General features: G+C 73.1%; 16 protein-coding genes. 4 read left to right on the top strand and 12 right to left on the bottom strand.

Going from position 1 to position 17459, the window contains the following annotated elements:
• Window positions 1–12: 12 nt before the first annotated feature.
• Genes ABZ924_RS21470 through ABZ924_RS21500 form a run of 7 tightly spaced genes read right to left on the bottom strand, consistent with a single transcriptional unit; the run spans window position 13 to window position 6347 of the window.
• Window positions 13–804, bottom strand: a complete 792-nt coding sequence (locus ABZ924_RS21470) for an exodeoxyribonuclease III (protein WP_361911957.1) — start codon at window positions 802–804, stop codon at window positions 13–15.
• A 52-nt stretch (window positions 805–856) separates the two neighbouring features.
• A complete protein-coding gene (locus ABZ924_RS21475; RefSeq protein ID WP_361911960.1) occupies window positions 857–1489 on the bottom strand; it encodes an MBL fold metallo-hydrolase in 633 nt (210 codons plus the stop codon).
• A gap of 20 nt (window positions 1490–1509) precedes the next feature.
• A complete protein-coding gene (locus tag ABZ924_RS21480; protein ID WP_361911962.1) occupies window positions 1510–2100 on the bottom strand; it encodes a hypothetical protein in 591 nt (196 codons plus the stop codon).
• Window positions 2097–3422 carry an ROK family glucokinase gene (locus tag ABZ924_RS21485; RefSeq protein ID WP_361911965.1) on the bottom strand — a complete coding sequence of 442 codons (1326 nt, stop codon included), beginning with the start codon at window positions 3420–3422 and terminating at the stop codon, window positions 2097–2099. Before ABZ924_RS21485 ends, ABZ924_RS21480 begins: the two co-directional genes overlap by 4 nt.
• Window positions 3419–4321 (bottom strand): ATP-binding cassette domain-containing protein, encoded by a 903-nt coding sequence (locus tag ABZ924_RS21490; protein ID WP_361911968.1) that lies wholly within the window; start codon window positions 4319–4321, stop codon window positions 3419–3421. The genes ABZ924_RS21485 and ABZ924_RS21490 overlap by 4 nt, the downstream gene beginning before the upstream one ends.
• A complete protein-coding gene (locus tag ABZ924_RS21495; protein WP_361911971.1) occupies window positions 4291–5361 on the bottom strand; it encodes an ABC transporter permease in 1071 nt (356 codons plus the stop codon). The genes ABZ924_RS21490 and ABZ924_RS21495 overlap by 31 nt, the downstream gene beginning before the upstream one ends.
• Window positions 5358–6347, bottom strand: coding sequence for a sugar ABC transporter substrate-binding protein (locus tag ABZ924_RS21500; RefSeq protein ID WP_361911974.1), 990 nt, complete (start codon window positions 6345–6347; stop codon window positions 5358–5360). The genes ABZ924_RS21495 and ABZ924_RS21500 overlap by 4 nt, the downstream gene beginning before the upstream one ends.
• 310 nt (window positions 6348–6657) lie before the next feature.
• Between ABZ924_RS21500 and ABZ924_RS21505 the strand changes: the two genes are divergently transcribed.
• Entirely contained in the window at window positions 6658–7662 is a 1005-nt protein-coding gene (locus tag ABZ924_RS21505) for a Gfo/Idh/MocA family oxidoreductase (RefSeq protein ID WP_361911977.1), read from the top strand.
• Between the two features lie 102 nt (window positions 7663–7764).
• Here ABZ924_RS21505 and ABZ924_RS21510 read toward each other — a convergent pair whose 3' ends face one another.
• The 3 genes from ABZ924_RS21510 to ABZ924_RS21520 all read right to left on the bottom strand — a co-directional run bounded on the left by ABZ924_RS21510 (window position 7765) and on the right by ABZ924_RS21520 (window position 10798).
• The gene (locus tag ABZ924_RS21510) at window positions 7765–8952 is read right to left on the bottom strand and encodes a cytochrome P450 (RefSeq protein ID WP_361911979.1); all 1188 of its coding nucleotides are present in this window, start codon (window positions 8950–8952) and stop codon (window positions 7765–7767) included.
• A 97-nt stretch (window positions 8953–9049) separates the two neighbouring features.
• Entirely contained in the window at window positions 9050–9979 is a 930-nt protein-coding gene (locus ABZ924_RS21515; protein ID WP_361911982.1) for a DMT family transporter, read from the bottom strand.
• Between the two features lie 201 nt (window positions 9980–10180).
• Window positions 10181–10798, bottom strand: a complete 618-nt coding sequence (locus tag ABZ924_RS21520; protein WP_361911985.1) for a dihydrofolate reductase family protein — start codon at window positions 10796–10798, stop codon at window positions 10181–10183.
• Between the two features lie 222 nt (window positions 10799–11020).
• Between ABZ924_RS21520 and ABZ924_RS21525 the strand changes: the two genes are divergently transcribed.
• On the top strand, window positions 11021–12685 hold the full coding sequence (locus ABZ924_RS21525; protein ID WP_361911988.1) for a serine/threonine-protein kinase: 1665 nt from the start codon (window positions 11021–11023) through the stop codon (window positions 12683–12685).
• Between the two features lie 121 nt (window positions 12686–12806).
• Window positions 12807–13538, top strand: a complete 732-nt coding sequence (locus ABZ924_RS21530) for an SDR family oxidoreductase (RefSeq protein ID WP_361911991.1) — start codon at window positions 12807–12809, stop codon at window positions 13536–13538.
• A gap of 149 nt (window positions 13539–13687) precedes the next feature.
• On the opposite strand, the gene alc is transcribed toward ABZ924_RS21530, so the two are convergent.
• Window positions 13688–14806 carry an allantoicase gene (alc, locus tag ABZ924_RS21535; RefSeq protein WP_361911994.1) on the bottom strand — a complete coding sequence of 373 codons (1119 nt, stop codon included), beginning with the start codon at window positions 14804–14806 and terminating at the stop codon, window positions 13688–13690.
• A 2-nt stretch (window positions 14807–14808) separates the two neighbouring features.
• A complete protein-coding gene (allB, locus tag ABZ924_RS21540) occupies window positions 14809–16149 on the bottom strand; it encodes an allantoinase AllB (RefSeq protein WP_361911997.1) in 1341 nt (446 codons plus the stop codon).
• 330 nt (window positions 16150–16479) lie between these two features.
• Between allB and ABZ924_RS21545 the strand changes: the two genes are divergently transcribed.
• Entirely contained in the window at window positions 16480–17283 is an 804-nt protein-coding gene (locus tag ABZ924_RS21545; RefSeq protein ID WP_361912000.1) for an IclR family transcriptional regulator, read from the top strand.
• Window positions 17284–17459: the final 176 nt, after the last annotated feature.

Consider the following 17459-nt stretch of genomic DNA (forward strand, 5'->3'; position numbering starts at 1 on the left):
GCCCGCGGCCCGTTACGCGACGGCGTCCAGGTCGAGGTCGACGACGACCGGGGCGTGGTCGGAGGCGCCCTTGCCCTTGCGCTCCTCGCGGTCGACGTAGGCGTCGGTGACGGCCTTGGCGAACGGCTCGTTGCCGTACACGAGGTCGATGCGCATGCCGCGGTTCTTGGGGAAGCAGAGCTGGCGGTAGTCCCAGTACGTGTACGGGCGGTCGTACTTCAGGGGGCGCGGCACCACGTCGGCGAGGCCGGCGGCGCGCAGTGCCTCCAGGGCGGCCCGCTCGGCGGGGGTGACGTGGGTCAGGCCCGCGAAGACCGCCGGGTCGTAGACGTCCTCGTCGGTCGGGGCCACGTTGAAGTCTCCGAGCACGGCGAACGGGCGCGGGCCGGCCGCGTCCCCGGCGACGGCCGTGGTCAGGGCGCGGAACCAGTCGAGCTTGTAGCCGTAGTGGTCGTGCTCGACCTCGCGGCCGTTGGGCACGTACACCGACCACAGGCGCACGCCGCCGCAGGTGGCGGAGATCGCCCGGGGCTCCTGGACGCCCTCGTAGTCGGGGCCGCCGGGCAGGCCCGTGACCACGTCCTCCAGGCCGACCTTGGAGATCAGGGCCACGCCGTTCCATCTGCCGGTGGCGTTGACGGCCGCCTCGTACCCCCGCTCGCGCAGCTCGGCGTGCGGGAACTGCTCCGCGGAGCACTTGGTCTCCTGGATGCAGACGACGTCCGGGGCGGACGACTCCAGCCACGCCAGCAGGCGGGGCAGCCGGGCGGTGATCGAGTTGACGTTGAACGTGGCGATGCGCATGACGTCCAACCTACCGCCCGGCACCGACAGCGGCCGGACCCGGCGGCGGGAGTCACACCTCGGCGGTGTCCCCCGCGGCGAGCCGGCTGTGCGGAGCGCCGCCGAGGGCCTCCAGGGAGTAGTCGTAGATCGGGCGGGCGATGTCCGACAGGTAGGCGTCGTGGATGTCGATGGCCACGGCCGGCTTGACCTCGCGGACGTAGTCGATCACTTCGCCGACCTTGTTCCAGGGGGCGTGCACCGGCAGCATCAGGGTCTCGACGGGGACGCCGGGGACGGTCAGGGCGTCACCGGGGTGGAAGAGGGAACCCTCCACCAGGTAGCCGACGTTGGTGACCCGGGGCATGTCCGGGTGGATCAGGGCGTGCAGCTCGCCGTGCACCTGCACCTCGAACCCGGCGGCGGTGAAGGCGTCGCCGTTGCCGACGGTGTGGACGCGGCCGGGGTAGGCGGGGGCGAGCTGCTGCGCGACGCTGTGCAGGGTCCACAGCTGTGCGGCCGGGTTGGCGTCGAGCGCGGCGCGCAGCCGGCCCTCGTGGAAGTGGTCGGGGTGCTCGTGGGTGACGAGCAGGGCGTCCGCCCCGAGACCCGCGTCGGGCTCGCTGAAGGCGCCGGGGTCGATGACGAGCACGCGCCCGTCCTTCTCGAGCTGGACACAGGAGTGCAGCCGCTTGGTGAGCTTCATGATCCCAGGCTAGCCGCGGCCTACGGGACCGCGGTGGAGACCACGTAGACGCGGGGTTTGCCCGGGTCGGTGAGGTCGACGGTGATGTCGCGGGTGGGGCGCGGGTCCGGCTGTTCGAGGGTGATGCCGTACCAGGAGTTGTTCGGGCCCCAGCTCCAGCCGGCGACCGAGGCGTCGTGCGCGTCGATGGTGACCCCGCGGGTCAGGGCCCCGCGGCTGGTGCCGACGTCGGCGAGGAAGGTGTCCAGGTCGGCGGGGGTGACCGCGAACTGCACGTACAGCCGGCTGGTGTGCCAGTTGTTGGTCTCCAGGAAGCCGACCTTCCAGGCCTTCTCCGGGATCGGCACGTCGTAGATGCTGCGCTGCACCCGGGAGGGCCAGCCGGGGCGGACCTTGGACGCGCCGATCTTGGCGGCCTTGTCGCGGCCGCTCTCGCGGCTCTGCTGGGCGGAGACGGCGAGGTAGCCCGCGGGGACGCCGACCAGCAGCAGGATGATGATCGCGGTGATCCAGCGGCGTTTGACGACGTGCTTGCGGTCCTCCGCCGTGGGGGTCGGCGCGCCGCCCTCGTCGGGGGCGGGCGCCTGGCGGGGCAGGGTGGGGGGTGTCACTGCTGTTCCTGGTCCGGCTGCTGGTTGCGGTTCGGGTGGTCCTGGGCCTGGTGGTCCTGTGCCTGGTGGTTCTCCCGGGCATGGTGGTCCGGGGCCCGGTGGTCCTGGCCCAGGGGGTTCCGAGCCTGTTCGTTCCGGGCCTCTCGGCCCTGTTCCTGCCCGCCCCGGTCCTCGGGGGCCGCGGGCTCGCGGCGGCCGAGCCGAGCGTAGCGCTCGTAGCGCTCGTAGCGCTCGACGCGCCTGCGGGTGGCCCGGCGGAAGCGCCGGGCGACCAGCCGGGCCAGGTCGGCGGCGCCGACCATGCCGGCCTCGGGGCCAAGCTGGGCCTTGGCGATGCGGGCCTCGGGCCGGTAGCCGCGGCCGGTCAGGTGGCGGCGGAAGGCGTCGCGGGCCGGGCCGATCAGGAGGTCGTCGGCGGCGCTGACGCCGCCGCCGATGACGAAGCAGGCGGGGTCGAGGGCGGCGGCGAGGTTGGCGAGGCCGACGCCGAGCCACTGGCCGATGTCCTGGAGCAGCTCGACGCACATGGCGTCGCCCTCGCGGGCCAGCTCCGTGATGAGCGGCCCGGTGATCTCGTGGACGTTGCCGCCGACGCGGGCGATGATGTTGTACGCGACCGGGGAGTCGGCGGCGGCCAGCTCGCGGGCCTCGCGGACGAGGGCGTTGCCTGAGCTGTACTGCTCCCAGCAGCCGCGGTTGCCGCACGGGCAGCGGTGCCCGCCGGGCACGACCTGCATGTGGCCGAACTCGCCGGCGACGCCGTACCTGCCCCGTTTGACCTGGCCGCCCTCGAGGATGGCGCCGCCGATGCCGGTGCCGAGGGTGATCATCACGAGGTGGTCCTCGCCGCGGCCGGCGCCGAAGCGCCACTCCGCCCAGGCCGCGGTGTTGGCATCGTTGTCCACCATGACGGGGACGGCGAGGCGGGACTGGAGGGCGTCGCGCAGGGGCTCGTCGCGCCAGGCCAGGTGGGGGGCGAACAGGACGCGGGAGCGGTCGGCGTCGACCCAGCCGGCGGCGCCGATGCCGACGGCGTGGACGTCGTGCCGGTCGGAAAGGTCCAGGACCAGTTCGACGATGGTGTCCTCGACGACCTTGGGGCTCTTGGACTTGTCGGGGGTCTCGGTGCGGATCTTCTCCAGGATGACGCCGTCGGCGTCGACGACTCCGGCCATCACCTTGGTGCCGCCGATGTCGATGCCGACGGTCGGGACGCGCGGGGCCGTCAGGTGCGACCGGCGCTCACGGGTGCCGATGGTCCGCAGGACGGTGCTCCGCGCTGCCCCCCGGTGGGTGAGCGTGAAGTCCCGGTACGTGCTCATCGAGTCGTGTCGTCCCTCTGGGTGTCGTGGGTCGTCGTGTCGTGGGTCTTCGTGCGGGCCGTCGTGGGGGACGTCGTGCGGGGCGTCGGACCCGATTCTGCCACCCGCTCCAGTTCGTGGCTCAGTTCCTCCAGCTCGGAGCCGCCCGCCATCTGCCGGGTGAGCTCGTCGAGGGTGATCGAGTCGCGGGTGTGGCTGCCGGCCATGGTGCCGCGCTTGAGCAGGACGAAGCGGTCGCCGACGAGGTGGGCGTGGTGCGGGTTGTGCGTGATGAGGACCACGCCGAGGCCGGCGTCCCGGGCGGCGGCGACGTACTTGAGGACGACGCCGGACTGCTTCACGCCGAGGGCGGCGGTGGGCTCGTCCAGGACGAGGACCTTCGCGCCGAAGTACACGGCGCGGGCGATGGCCACGCACTGCCGCTCGCCGCCGGACAGGGTGCCGATCGGCTGGTCGACGTCGCGCAGGTCGATGCCCATGCGCAGCAGCTCGGCGCGGGTGGTCCCGCGCATGGCCTCCACGTCGAGGCGGCGGAAGGGGCCGCGGCCGCGGGTGGGCTCGGAGCCGAGGAAGAAGTTCCGCCAGACCGGCATGAGCGGGACGACGGCGAGGTCCTGGTAGACGGTGGCGATGCCGCGGTCGAGGGCGGCGCGCGGGTTGGCGAGGACGGTCTCCTCGCCGTCGATCTCGAAGGTGCCGGCGTCGTGCTGGTGCAGTCCCGCGATGATCTTGATGAGGGTGGACTTGCCGGCGCCGTTGTCGCCGAGGACGCAGGTGATCTCGCCGGCGGAGACCTCCAGGGAGACGTCCTGGAGGGCGCGGATGTTGCCGTAGTACTTGCTGACTCCGGTCAGCTTCACGAGGGCGCTCACTTGGCCTCCGCCCGCTTGCGGACCCATGCGTTGAGCAGCGTGGCGAGCAGCAGCATGGCTCCGAGGAAGAACTTGAACCAGTCCGGGTTCCACTGGGCGTAGACGATGCCGTTGCTGGTCATCCCGAAGATGAAGGCGCCGACGGCCGAGCCGATCGCGGAGCCGTAGCCTCCCGTCATCAGGCAGCCGCCGATGACGGCCGCGATGATGTAGAGGAACTCGTTGCCGACGCCCTCGCCGGACTGGACCACGTCGAACGAGAACAGGATGTGCTGCCCGGAGATCCAGGCGCACAGGGCGACACCCATGTACAGGCCGATACGGGTCTTGACGACGGGTACGCCGACGGCGCGAGCGGCGTCGGCGCCGCCGCCCACCGCGAAGATCCAGTTCCCTGCGCGGGTGCGCAGCAGGATCCAGGTGGCGACGGCGACCAGGGCCAGCCACCACAGGACGGTGACCTTGAGGGTGACCGAGCCGACGGTCCACTGGGAGGCGAAGAGGGCGCGGGCGGAGGGGAAGCCCTCCATGTCGGCGATGGTCTTGGTGGAGACGGTGCCGCTGATGAGCTTGGTGAAGCCGAGGTTCAGGCCGGTCAGCATCAGGAAGGTGCCGAGCGTGATGATGAAGCTGGGCAGCTTGGTGCGGATGAGCATGAACCCGTTGAAGAAGCCGATGGCCAGGGTGACGAGCAGCGACACGAGGACGCCGACCCACACGTTGGCGGTCATCTGGTAGCTGAACATCGAGCTGATCAGCGCCGAGGTGGTCACCATGACGCCGGCGGAGAGGTCGAACTCCCCGCCGATCATCAGCAGGGCCACCGGGACCGCCATGATCCCGATGGTGGAGGCCGAGTACAGGATCGTGCTCAGGCTGGAGGCCTTGAGGAAGCTGTCGGCGGCGAAGGAGAAGAAGACGAAGACGGCGGCGGCGCCGACGACCGCTCCGAGCTCGGGGCGGCCGAGCAGGCGGCGCAGCAGCGAGACGGGCGCGAGGCGCTCGTCGCCGGAGGCGGCGGACGGCGGCGGGGGCGGGGCCGCCGGGGCGGGGGCCAGGGCGCTCATCGGCTGCCCCGCTTGATGTAGTCCTCCAGCTTGGCGGCCTGCTCGGCGGTGACGATCTGCGGGCCGGTGAGCACGGGGCGGCCGCCGCCGAGCACGTCCGCGTTGTAGCGGTACAGCCACAGCAGGTCGATGGCCTCGTAGCCCTGGAGGTAGGGCTGCTGGTCGACGGCGAAGCCGATGCTGCCGGCCTTCAGGTCGCGGGCGACGGACTCGTTGAGGTCGAAGGTGTCGACCTCGGCCTTGCTGCCCGCGGCCTCCTTCGCCTTGATCGCGGTGGGTGCGAAGGGCGCGCCGAGGGTGAGGACGGCGTCCACGGAGGGGTCGGCCTGGAGCTTGGCCTGGACGGCCGCCTGCACGGAGGGCATGTTGGTGCCCTCGACGTACAGGTTCTCCATGCTGCCGCCGCCCGCACCGAAGGTCTTCTTCGCGCCGGCGCAGCGCTGCTCGTGGCCGACGTTGCCCTGCTCGTGCAGGACGCAGACCGCCTTCTTGCGGCCGCGCCGGGCCAGCTCGGTGCCGACCGCCTCGCCGGCGATCTCCTCGTCCTGGCCGATGTGGGTGAGGGCCCCGTACTGCGCGGACTGGGCGGATCCGGAGTTGACGGTGATCACGGGGATGCCGGCCTTGACCGCCTTGGCGACGACGTCCTTGAGGGCCTCGGGCTTGGCCAGGCTCACCACGATGCCGTCGACCTTCTGGTCGATGGCGTTCTGGACGAACTGCGCCTGCTGCTGTGCCTGGTCGTCGTGGGCGTAGACGAAGTTGATGTTGTCCTTCGCCGCGGCCTCCTTGGCGCCCTTCTGGACGATGTCCCAGAAGGTGTCGCCGTCTCCCGCGTGGGTGACCATCGCGAAGGTCCAGCGCGGCGTGGACACGGCGGGCCGGCCCGCCGCGGCGGCCTTGGCCCGCTCCTCGGCGCGCTTGCCGCCCGTACTGCTGCAGCCCACGAGGGAGGCCCCCAGCACCGCGGCGAGCACGGCGCCCACGACGCGTACCCCTGTCCCGACCCTAGCCACGTCTGCGTGCCTGCCCTTCCGTCGTCCTGCGTCCTGCGCGTACTGCGCGTACTGCGCGTGCTGCGTATGTGCGCGTCCTGCGTACCGCTGCTGCGGGCCGCAGCCCGTGGCCTGCGGCCCGCCGATGCCAAAGCGGTCATTCCGGTTCCAGCCGCCCAGTATCCGCCACAGTGGACCATGTGAGCTCATCGGGGGCTTCGAGACGATCCCGGCCAACTGTGTCATCGATGCCGTCTCCGGGCAGATTGACAGCTCCCGCGGACGGGGTCAGGTTGAGTGCATGCGCATCGGGCTGATCGGAACGGGCCGGATCGGCTCCTTCCATGCGGCGGCACTGGCCCGCCACCCGGACGCCGGCTCGCTGCTGCTGGCCGACGCCGACCCGGAGCGGGCCGTACGGCTGGCCGACCGGCTCGGCGCCACGGCCGCGCCGTCCGTGGAGCAGGTCTTCACCTGGGGCGTGGACGCGGTGGTCGTGGCCTGCTCCACCGACGGGCACGCGGAGCTGGTCGTGCGGGCCGTACGGGGCGGCCTGCCGGTGTTCTGCGAGAAGCCGGTGGCCGTGGACCTCGCCCGGACGCTGGCGGTGCTGCGCGAGGTGGAGGCGGCGCGCGGGGTGCTCCAGCTCGGGTTCATGCGGCGCTTCGACCCGGGCTGCCGCACGGCGCGGGAGCTGGTGCGCTCCGGGGCGCTGGGGCGGCTGCACACCGTACGGACGATGACCGCCGATCCGATGCCGCCGCCCGCCGCGTACCTGGCGGCCTCGGGGGGCCTGTACCGGGACTGCCTGGTGCACGACTTCGACATGGTCCGCTGGGTGACGGGGCGCGAGGTCACCGAGGTGTACGCGACCGGCTCGGACGCCGGTCCGGTGCGGTTCCGGGAGCTGGGCGACGTGGACACGGCCGCGGCGCTGCTGACGCTGGACGACTCCACGCTGGTCACCTGTACGGGCACGCGCTGCAACGGCGCCGGGTACGACGTGCGGATGGAGTTCGCCGGGGAGCTCGACCAGATCTCCTCCGGGCTGGACGACCGTACGCCGATCGCCTCGACGGAGCCGCACGGCCCGCCCCCCGCCGGCAAGCCGTGGACGGGGTTCCTGGAGCGGTTCGGGCCCGCGTACGAGGCGGAGCTGGCCGCCTTCGTACGCCTGGTGCGCGGCGAGGGCCCGAACCCGTGCGACGGCCGGGAGGCGCTGGCGGCGCTGCGGATCGCCGAGGCGTGCGAGCTGTCGCGGCGGGAGCGGCGCCGGGTGGTCATGGAGGAGCTCCCGGACCTGTGACGCCCGGACCTGTGACGCCCGGACCTGTGAGCGCGGCACGCGCCGCGCCGCCGGCGGTGGCGGTGGCGCGGGCTTCCCGGGGCGGCAGGCCATGGCCCGCGCCTACCAGCGCACCGGCAGCCGGGTCACTCCGCGCATCAGACTGCCCGTGACCCAGACCGGCGGCCCGGCGGCCGGGTCCTCGGCCAGGTCGGGGAAGCGTTCCAGCAGGCCGCGGATCGCGATCCGGCCCTCCATCCGGGCGAGCGGGGCGCCGAGGCAGAAGTGCAGGCCGTGGCCGAAGGCGAGGTGGCCCTGCGGGGCGCGCCGGATGTCGAAGGCGTCGGGGTCGGCGTAGCGGCCGGGGTCGCGGTCGGCGGCTCCCAGCGAGACCACCACGGTGGCGCCGGCCGGGATGGTGCTGCCGCCGAGCCGCACCTCCTCGCGGGCGTAGCGGAAGGTGGCGTTCTGTACCGGGCCCTCGTAGCGGAGCATCTCCTCCACCGCCCCGTCGAGGAGGCCGTCGCAGTCGCCGCGCAGGTCTGCGAGCTGGGCGGGGTGGGCGAACAGGGCCCGCATGCCGTTGCCGACGAGGTTGACCGTGGTCTCGTGGCCGGCGATGAGCAGCAGGAAGGCCATCCCGATCAGCTCGTCGTGGGACAGGCGGTCACCGTCCTCGTCCCGGGCGCGGATGAGGGCGCCGAGCAGGTCGTCGGCGTCCTCCTTGGCCTTGGCCTCGACGAGCTCGCCGAGGTAGAGGCTGAGCTGCTGGTGGGCGGCGGTGATCGGGGCGCCGGCCGGCGGGGCGACGACCTCCTTGGACCAGTAACTGAAGCGGGCGCGGTCCAGGTCGGGTACGCCGAGGAGCTCGCAGATGACGGTCATCGGCAGCGGGAAGGCGACGGCCTCGATGAGGTCGGCGGTGCGCTCCGGGCGGGCGGCCATCGCGTCGAGCAGCTCGTCGGTGATCTGCTGGACCCGGGGGCGCAGTGCCTCGACGCGGCGGGCGGTGAACTCGCGGGCGACCAGCTTGCGCAGCCGGGTGTGGTGCGGCGGGTCGGACTCCAGCATGTTGAAGTTGGCCGCCGTGTGGGCGACGTCGGGCAGGCTGGCGCGCCAGTCCTTCGACAGGCCCGGGTGGTTGAGGGCCTGTCGGGCCTCCTCGTTGCCGACGACGATGAAGGTCGGCTCGTATGCGGCGGCCCTGACGTCGACGCGGTGCACGGGACCCGCCGCGCGCAGCCGGGCGTAGTAAGCGTACGGGTCGGCGTGGAAGTCCGCGGAGTTGCCGCTGATATCCGGTTGAGGCATACGGCCACCCTACGGCGGCAGTTGACTTTGCTACCCGCCGGTTTCCGGTCACTCCGGGGCCGGCGAACCGGCCACCCGGCCCCGGTGCGCGGGCGGCTCAGGCAGCCGAGGCGCGGCGCCCCCAGGCCGTGCCCGCCAGGACGAGCGCCGCGCCCGCGAGGCCGGCCGGGGCCAGGTGCTCGCCGCCGAGGGCGATGCCGGCGGCTGCCGCCCACAGGGGCTCGGTGCCCAGGAGCAGGCTGACCCGGGAGGGCGAGGTGCGGCGTACGGCCCACATCTGCACGAAGAAGGCGAAGAGGGTGCAGAAGACGGAGAGGAAGGCGAGCCCGGCCCACTCGGCGGGGCCGAAGGCTGCGGCCGTCGCCCAGGGGCTGTCGCCGGTGCCGGGCACGGCGGCCAGGACGGCGAACACGGCCAGGGCGGTGGCGAGCTGCACGGTCGTCAGGGAGAGGGAGTCGGCGTCGCGGACGGCGGCCATCCGGGCGGTGAGCAGCACGATCAGGGTGCGGGCGAGGGCGGCGCCGAGGATGAGCAGGTCGCCGGTGCTCGGGGCGGTGAAGCCGGCGCCCTGGGTGAGCAGGACGACGCCGGCGACGGAGAGGCCGGCGGCGGCGAGGAAGGCCCCGGAGGGGGCCCGGCGCTGCAGGGCGGCCTCGGCGAGAGGCGTGAAGATCATGGTGAGGCTGATGATGAGCCCGGCGTTGGTGGCGGAGGTGTGGACGACCCCGTAGGTCTCGAGGACGAAGATCCCGCCGAGTACGAGTCCGAGCAGGGCCGCGCCGCGCAGCTGCCCGGCGTCCAGGGCCCGCAGCCGCTGCCGTCCGGCGAGGACGAGCACGGGCAGCACGAGGGCGAAGCGGAGCACGAGCACCGCGATCACGGTGTGGGCGGTGGTGATGCCCTTGGCGGCGAGGTAGCTGCCGCCCCAGACGACGGCGACGGCCAGGACGGGCAGGTCGGCCCAGTCCCTGCGGGGCGTGGCGGGGGCGGGCGCGGCAAGGCCTTCGGCGAGGGCGGGCGAGGTCACCGGGATGCTCCAACGGCTCGAAGCGGGTGGAGACTTCCTCGGCTCTCACGGATGCGGCGCTCACCGTACCGGAGGGGGTCACGAGGGAGCGACCCCGTTTCGCCCGGGCACCCGGAGCCCGGGCGCGCCCTGACCCCGGCCCGCCCCCGGCCCGCCCGGGAGCCGGTCGACGGTCGGCGGTCGGCGGTCGGCGGTCGGCGGTCAGAAGCTGCCGAACTTGGCGCGCCCCGTCGGGCGGTAGGTGTGGATGGCCGTGCCGCGCTCCGTCGTGCGCGAGGTGGTCAGCTCGTACGCGGTCGGCAGCCCGCCCGTCGGGAACAGCCGGCGCCCGGCGCCGAGGAAGACGGGGAACACCAGCAGGTTCAGCTCCTCCACCAGGTCGCGCGCCAGCAGCCACTGCGCGAGCATGCCGCTGCCGTGCACCTGCAGCTCGCGGTCTTCCCCCAGCGCATCCTTGACCCGCACGATCTCGCTCTGCAGCTGTTCGCCGTCGATGACGGTGGTGCGGGCCCACTGCGGGTCCTTCAGGGTGGTGGAGGCCACGTACTTGGGCAGGGTGTTGAGGCGGCTCGCGATCGGGTCGGCGGGGTCGTCGTGCTGCGGCCAGTACCCGGCGAAGATCTCGTACGTCCGGCGCCCGAGCAGGAAGGCCCCCACCCGGTCGAAGACCTCCGTCATGAACGCGCCCATGCCCTCGTCGGCGAACGGCACGAGCCAGCCGCCGTAGTCGAAGCCGCCGCTGCGGTCCTCGTCGGGGCCGCCGGGGGCCTGCATCACGCCGTCGAGGGTGACGAAGGTGGTGAGGGTCAGCTTGGCCATGGCTCTGCGCTCCGGGGTAGGGGTCCGGCCCGTCGTCCGTCCGGTCCGTTCAGTGGTTCAGACTCCCGGCCCGCCCGCGACTCATCGGTGCGGCGCGCTCGCAGGCCCCTCCGATTGCCGCTACCCGTCCACGGCCGGTCTGCCGCCCGCATAGGCTGCCGTTGATCAATTCATCGGTTGATCAGGTGATACGTGCATCACGGGAGTCGGGGGAGAAAACCGATGGACAGCACCACCGAGGTGTTCGGCCCGCTGCAGGGGGACGATCCGCGGTCCGTGGCCGGCTACCGCCTCGCGGCCCGGATCGGCGCGGGCGGCATGGGGCGGGTGTACCTGTCGCACACGCCGGGCGGCCGCCCGGTGGCCCTCAAGGTGGTCCGGCCCGAGCTGGCGGAGGACCCGGACTTCCGGCGGCGGTTCCGGCGCGAGGTGGAGGCGGCCCGCCGGGTGCGGGGTGCGTACACCGCCGAGCTGATCGACGCCGACGCCGACGGGACGCAGCCCTGGCTGGCCACCCTCTACGTGCCGGGACCCTCGCTGGCCGAGGCGGTGGCGCGGCGGGGGCCGCTGCCCGTGCCGGCCGTGCTGTGGCTGATGGCGGGGGTGGCCGAGGCGCTCCAGGCCATCCACGGCGCGGGCGTGGTGCACCGGGACATGAAGCCGTCGAACGTCCTGCTGGCCGCCGACGGGCCGCGGGTGATCGACTTCGGCATCTCGCTGGCCTCCGGGGTCTCCTCGCACACCGCCGCGGGCACCGCCGTCGGCACCCCGGCGTTCATGGCCCCCGAGCAGGCGGCGGGCGGCGAGGTCACCCCGGCCACCGACGTGTTCGCGCTGGGCCAGACCGCGGCGTTCGCGGCCCTGGGCGAGACGCTGTACGGGGACGGGCCGCAGCTGAGCGTGCTGTACCGGATCGTGCACTCCGCCCCCGACCTGTCGGGCCTGCCGGAGGCGCTGCGCCCGCTGATCGCCCGGTGCCTGGCCGCCGATCCGGCGGAGCGGGCCACCCCGGCCGAGATCGTGCACGCGTGCCGCAGCCGGCTCGGCCTGGAGGGCGACGCCGGCGGGGGCCCGGCCGTCTGGCGGGAGGTCATGGGGCCGGAGGTGTCCGTGCCGGGCCCGGTGCCGGATCCGACCCCGGTGCACACCCTGGCGGCGCCGGCTGCCGCGGGGGCGGCCTCGCCCTGGGCGCCTCCGCCGGAGCCGGACGACAGGGCCCAGGACCCGCGGGCGCGCCGGCGGCGCACCGCGCTGATCGCCCTGGCCGCGGTGACGGCGACGGGGCTGCTGGCGGGGCTGGGCTGGCTGCTCGGGCAGCAGGCGGACGGGGCGGGCGACCGGGCCGCGGGCGCGAAGGGCCCGTCGGGTTCGGCCCCGGCCGCGGCGGGCGCATCCGGCGCCTCTGCCCCTTCCGCCTCGTTCCCGTCGTCCGCGCGCTCGGGGTCCTCCGGCGGCGGGCAGGCGTCCGGAACTGCAAAGGCCTCCCCCGAGGCCTCGCGCTCCGCGCAGGCGTTCCCGCATCCCGGCCTCCACCTGGACGAGAGCAACTCGGTGAGTCTCCAGGACGGGGCGATGCGGAAGGACCGCAAGGGCGACGTCCGCTTCGAGTGCGACGAGACCGGCTGCGATCTCGTCAGCGACTCCAGCGCGATCCACATGTCGTACGGCAAGCCAGGGCTCTCCGTCGACGAGTGCCGGATGCTCCTGCCCACGGCGAAGCCCACGCGCTTGCCGCTCGCCGCGGCGGCGGCCGGCAGCGAGTTCTGCATCAGGCATCCGTCGGGCGACATCGGCGTGCTCGTGCTCCAGGTCAAGTCGACGGTCCGGGTGACGGGCATGGATGGCGGCTTTCTCCGGGCGGATCTGACGGTCTGGCGCCAGAGCTGACGCCCCGCCGGCTCCGCCCGGGTCGACCCGAACGCCAGGTCGGATTCCCGCCAGCGGCGATCACCCTGCCCCGGTTCCATTGAACCCGCAACCAAGTTGGCGGCACGACGAGGAGGGTTCCATGAGCAGCAGGGCGGCGTTCGTGACGGGTGGCAGCCGGGGCATCGGGGCCGCGGTGGCGGTACGGCTGGCCGAGGAGGGGGCCGATGTCGCGATCAGCTACGTCCACGACGCCGAGGCGGCCGCCGAGGTCGTCGGGAAGATCGAGGCGCTGGGCCGGCGGGCGCTGGCCGTACGGGCCGACGCCGGGGACGCCGAGGCCGTGGCCGGGGCGGTGCGGCGGGCCGCCGAGGAGTTCGGGCGGCTGGATGTGCTCGTCAACAACGCGGGCATCGGCGTCCTCGGGCCGATCGAGACCCTCGGCGCGGCCGATGTCGACCGGGTGCTCGCCGTCAACGTCCGCGGGGCCTTCGTGGCCGCGCAGACGGCGGCGCTGCTGATGGACCGCGGCGGACGGATCGTCACCATCGGCACCTGCATGACCCAGCGGGTCCCCGGCCCGGGCGGCACGCTGTACGCGATGAGCAAGTCGGCGCTGGTGGGCCTGACCAAGGCGCTGGCCCGGGAGCTGGGCGGGCGCGGGATCACGGCCAACATCGTGCACCCCGGGCCGACGGACACCTCCATGAACCCGGCGGACGGGGAGTTCGCGGAGGGCCAGCGGGCCATGACCGCGCTCGGCCGGTTCGGCACACCGCAGGAGGTGGCCCACGTGGTGGCCTTCCTCGCCGGGGACGGGGCCGCGTACGTGACGGGGTCCGAGTACTCCGTCGACGGCGGCCACGCGGCCTGAGCGGACCGTCGCCGTACCTGCACGCCGTACATGCCGAAGGGGCGCACCCGTACCGGGCGGTACGGGTGCGCCCCACGGGCTGTCCGGGACCTCGGCGGTTCCGGTCACCCCGGGGGTGTCGGCCCCCCGGGGCGGTACTGCGGGCGGTGTCAGCCGCCGAGCTCCTGGTGGCGGGCGGCGAGCGCGGCGGCGCCGGCCTCCGTCAGGGAGCCGTACAGGCGCAGGCGGGAGAAGCCGCCGTCCGGGAAGATGTCGATGCGTACGTGGGTGCCGACCGCCGGGGCGTCCAGCACGAAGCGGTGGTTGGTGTCGGGCTGCAGGCGGGTGCGCGGGAGGAACTCCTGCCACTCGCCCTCCTCGCCGGTCTTGACGGACAGCGAGGCCCAGCCGGCCGAGTTGCCCTTGAGGTAGGCGGTGTCGATCTCGATCGCGCGGATCTCGGACTCGGCGACGAGCTGGTAGCGGATCCAGTCGTTGCCGTTGTCGCGGCGGCGGGCGGTCTCCCAGCCGTCGTCCATCTTGCGGGAGCGGCCCGGGTTGATGGTGTTGGTCGGCGGGGAGTAGAAGCGGTTGGACGCGTCCTGCACCGCGCCGCCGTTCTCCAGCGCCACGACGTCGAAGGAGCCGAGCGCCCCGAGCCACTTCGGGTCCGGCAGGACCTCGCCGTAGACGCGCAGGCGGGCGATGCCGCCGTCGGGGTGCTGGTTGACGCGCAGGTGTGTGAAGCGCTGCTCCACGCCCACCTCGAAGCCGTTGGCCGCGTGGCCGCCGACCGCGGTGCGCGGGACGAGGGTCGTCCACTTCACGTCGTCGCCGAGGAGCTCCTCGGGGGTCGGGGCGAGCGCGCCCTCCCAGTTGGTGCCCTCGATGGAGACGGCCTGCGGCATGTTGCCGCGGAAGTGGGCGGTGTCCACGACGATGCCGCGGATCACGCCGGGGGCGCCCAGGCGCACGAGCGCCCAGTCGTGGTCCTCGGCGGTGGGCCAGGGCTGCTCGGCGGAGACGCCGCGGCGGCGGCGGGTCTCCCAGCCGTCCATGACCTTGCCCTTGTGGCCGAAGTCCTCGGGGTCGAAGTGCGCGGCCTCGGAGATCAGCAGGTTCTCGCGCTGGGCGAAGAACTCGTCATTGGCGGCGATGACACCGGCGCCGAGCTCGCGGGCGGCGAGGTTCGCGTACTGGGTGAACGGGAACTCGGCCGTGCGGTAGTCGGCGTACGGGTCGCCGCCTCCGTACGGGTTCGCGTTGCCGGTGAAAGAAGGGATCGCCACGGTCAGTTCTGCCTTTCGAGGAGGAGGCCGGTGGGCTCGGACGGGGTGCCGTGGTCGGCGATCTGCGTGCCGCGCAGCCAGGTGGACTTCACGACGCCGTGCAGGGTCTTGCCCGCGTACGCCGTGACCTGGTTGCGGTGGTGCAGCTCGGCCGGGTCCACGGTGAAGGTCTCTTCGGGGGCGAGCACCGCGAAGTCGGCGTCGCGCCCGGGCTCGATGGCGCCCTTCCGGTCCAGGCCCGCCAGGCGGGCCGGGGCGGTGGACATCCAGCGGACGACGTCCTCCAGGGTGCGGCCGCGCTTGCGCGCCTCGGTCCAGATGGCCGGCAGGCCCAGCTGGAGGGAGGAGATGCCGCCCCAGGCGGTGGAGAAGTCGGCCGTCTTGAGGTCGGCGGTGGAGGGCGAGTGGTCCGAGACGATGCAGTCGATGGTGCCGTCGGCGAGGGCGTCCCAGAGCAGGTCCTGGTTGGCGGCTTCGCGGATGGGCGGGCAGCACTTGAACTCGCTGGCGCCGTCGGGCACTTCCTCGGCCGTGAGGGTGAGGTAGTGCGGGCAGGACTCGACGGTGATCTGCACGCCCTCGGCCTTGGCGGCGGCGATCAGCGGGAGCGCGTCGCTGGAGGACAGGTGCAGCACGTGGACGCGCGCGTTCAGCCGCTTGGCCTGGGCGATCAGGTTCTCGATCGCGGTGTTCTCGGCGTCGCGCGGGCGGGAGGCGAGGAAGTCGGCGTACTTCGGGCCGGGGACGACCGGCGCGGAGTCGAGGTGGTGCGGGTCCTCGGCGTGGACGATCATCAGGCCGCCGAAGCCGCTGATCTCCGCGAGGGAGGCGGCGAGCTGGTCCTGGTCGAGCTGCGGGAACTCGTCGACGCCGGAGGGCGACAGGAAGCACTTGAAGCCGAAGACCCCGGCGTCGTGCAGCGGGCGCAGGTCCTTGACGTTGTCGGGCAGCGCACCGCCCCAGAAGCCGACGTCCACGTGCGCCTTGGCGCGGGCGACGTCCTGCTTGACGACGAGGTTGCCGACGGTGGTGGTGGGCGGCAGGGAGTTCAGCGGCATGTCGAGGATCGTGGTGATGCCTCCGGCCGCGGCGGCGCGGGTGGCCGTCCAGAAGCCCTCCCACTCGGTGCGGCCCGGGTCGTTGACGTGCACGTGGGTGTCGACGAGGCCGGGGAGCAGAACGTCGTCGCCGAAGTCCTCGAGCCGGGCGCCGGCCGGTACCTCGGCGTCGTGCGGCAGGACGGCGACGATCTTCCCGGCGGCGACGGCGACCGAAGCGGCGCGCGTCCCCTCGGGGGTGATGACGCGGGTCGACCGCAGTACCAGTTCCACGTGGTCGGACACGACCGGAACCTCCCCATCTACTTCCACAGAGCGAAATTCAACGTTCTGTTGACGGAGTCTTCATGCCGATCCGGGGCCAGTCAAGAGCGTCCGGACACTGCACCGACACGCTGTGTGCGCAATTGGAGGTTTCCACAGCATGGAATTAAGATTTCGCTATCCAGAATGTAGCTATCGCCACCGGGGGGTGCACGGGTAACTTCCCGAGCACCTCCACCACCCGGACAAACCCGCTCTGACCGGCGGGGACGGCTTTGACCCGACTCTAGGGCCGACGCCGACAGCCCGGTAGGCTGCTTCCTTGCCTGCCAGCACCGAAAGGACCGCGCCGTGCCGACGTCCAGCGCCAGCACCACCGACGCTTCCGCCAAGACCACCGCCGCCGGCGGTGGCGTCCAGTCCCTCGAGCGCGCCTTCGATCTGCTCGAACGCATGGCCGATGCGGGTGGCGAGGTCGGCCTCAGCGAGCTCTCCACCGCCAGCGGGCTGCCGCTGCCCACCATCCACCGCCTCATGCGCACCCTCGTCGCGTGCGGGTACGTGCGGCAGCAGCCCAACCGACGGTACTCCCTCGGCCCGCGCCTGATCCGCCTCGGCGAGTCCGCGTCGCGCCTCCTGGGGACCTGGGCCCGCCCGTACCTCGCCCGCCTGGTCGAGGAGACCGGCGAGACGGCGAACATGGCCCTGCTCGACGGGGACGAGATCGTCTACGTCGCCCAGGTGCCCTCCAAGCACTCCATGCGCATGTTCACCGAGGTCGGCCGCCGCGTGCTGCCGCACTCCACCGGCGTGGGCAAGGCGCTGCTGGCCTACACCCCGGCCGACGAGGTCCGGGCCCTGCTCGCGCGCACCGGGATGCCGGCCGCCACCGAGAAGACCATCACCACGCCCGAGGGCTTCCTGGACGCCCTGGAGCAGGTCCGCAAGGCGGGCTACGCGGTCGACGACAACGAGCAGGAGATAGGAGTCCGCTGCCTGGCCGTGTCGGTCCCGAACTCGCCGACGGCCGCCGCGATCTCCATCTCGGGCCCGGCCGGCCGCGTGACGGAGGACCTGACCGAGTCGATCGTCCCGATCCTCCAGAACGTGGCCGCAGAACTCTCGGTAGCCCTCCAGAGCCAAACCCCGGCGTAGCCCCCGGCACGGCAGTCCCAGCCCCGCCTGCTTTTGAGGCGAGGCCAGGCAAACCCAGCCCGCCTGCGTTTTTCAGGCGCGGGGTCCGGCAAATCCAGCCCCGCCGGCGTTTGAGGCGCGGGGTCCGGGGCGGAGCCCCGCAAGCCCGGCCGGATCCCCCGCCTCCTGGGCCGGGG

Origin of the sequence: Streptomyces sp. NPDC046876 (assembly GCF_040645035.1) — a bacterium.
Taxonomy (GTDB): domain Bacteria; phylum Actinomycetota; class Actinomycetes; order Streptomycetales; family Streptomycetaceae; genus Streptomyces.

Excerpts from the sequence above, each read along its gene's own strand:
- ABZ924_RS21470 (WP_361911957.1), bottom strand. The coding sequence starts at position 804 with ATGCGCATCGCCACGTTCAACGTCAACTCGATCACCGCCCGGCTGCCC.
- ABZ924_RS21475 (WP_361911960.1), bottom strand. The coding sequence starts at position 1,489 with ATGAAGCTCACCAAGCGGCTGCACTCCTGTGTCCAGCTCGAGAAGGAC.
- ABZ924_RS21485 (WP_361911965.1), bottom strand. The coding sequence starts at position 3,422 with ATGAGCACGTACCGGGACTTCACGCTCACCCACCGGGGGGCAGCGCGG.
- ABZ924_RS21490 (WP_361911968.1), bottom strand. The coding sequence starts at position 4,321 with ATGGGTCCGCAAGCGGGCGGAGGCCAAGTGAGCGCCCTCGTGAAGCTG.
- ABZ924_RS21495 (WP_361911971.1), bottom strand. The coding sequence starts at position 5,361 with ATGAGCGCCCTGGCCCCCGCCCCGGCGGCCCCGCCCCCGCCGCCGTCC.
- ABZ924_RS21505 (WP_361911977.1), top strand. The coding sequence starts at position 6,658 with ATGCGCATCGGGCTGATCGGAACGGGCCGGATCGGCTCCTTCCATGCG.
- ABZ924_RS21510 (WP_361911979.1), bottom strand. The coding sequence starts at position 8,952 with ATGCCTCAACCGGATATCAGCGGCAACTCCGCGGACTTCCACGCCGAC.
- ABZ924_RS21520 (WP_361911985.1), bottom strand. The coding sequence starts at position 10,798 with ATGGCCAAGCTGACCCTCACCACCTTCGTCACCCTCGACGGCGTGATG.
- ABZ924_RS21525 (WP_361911988.1), top strand. The coding sequence starts at position 11,021 with ATGGACAGCACCACCGAGGTGTTCGGCCCGCTGCAGGGGGACGATCCG.
- ABZ924_RS21530 (WP_361911991.1), top strand. The coding sequence starts at position 12,807 with ATGAGCAGCAGGGCGGCGTTCGTGACGGGTGGCAGCCGGGGCATCGGG.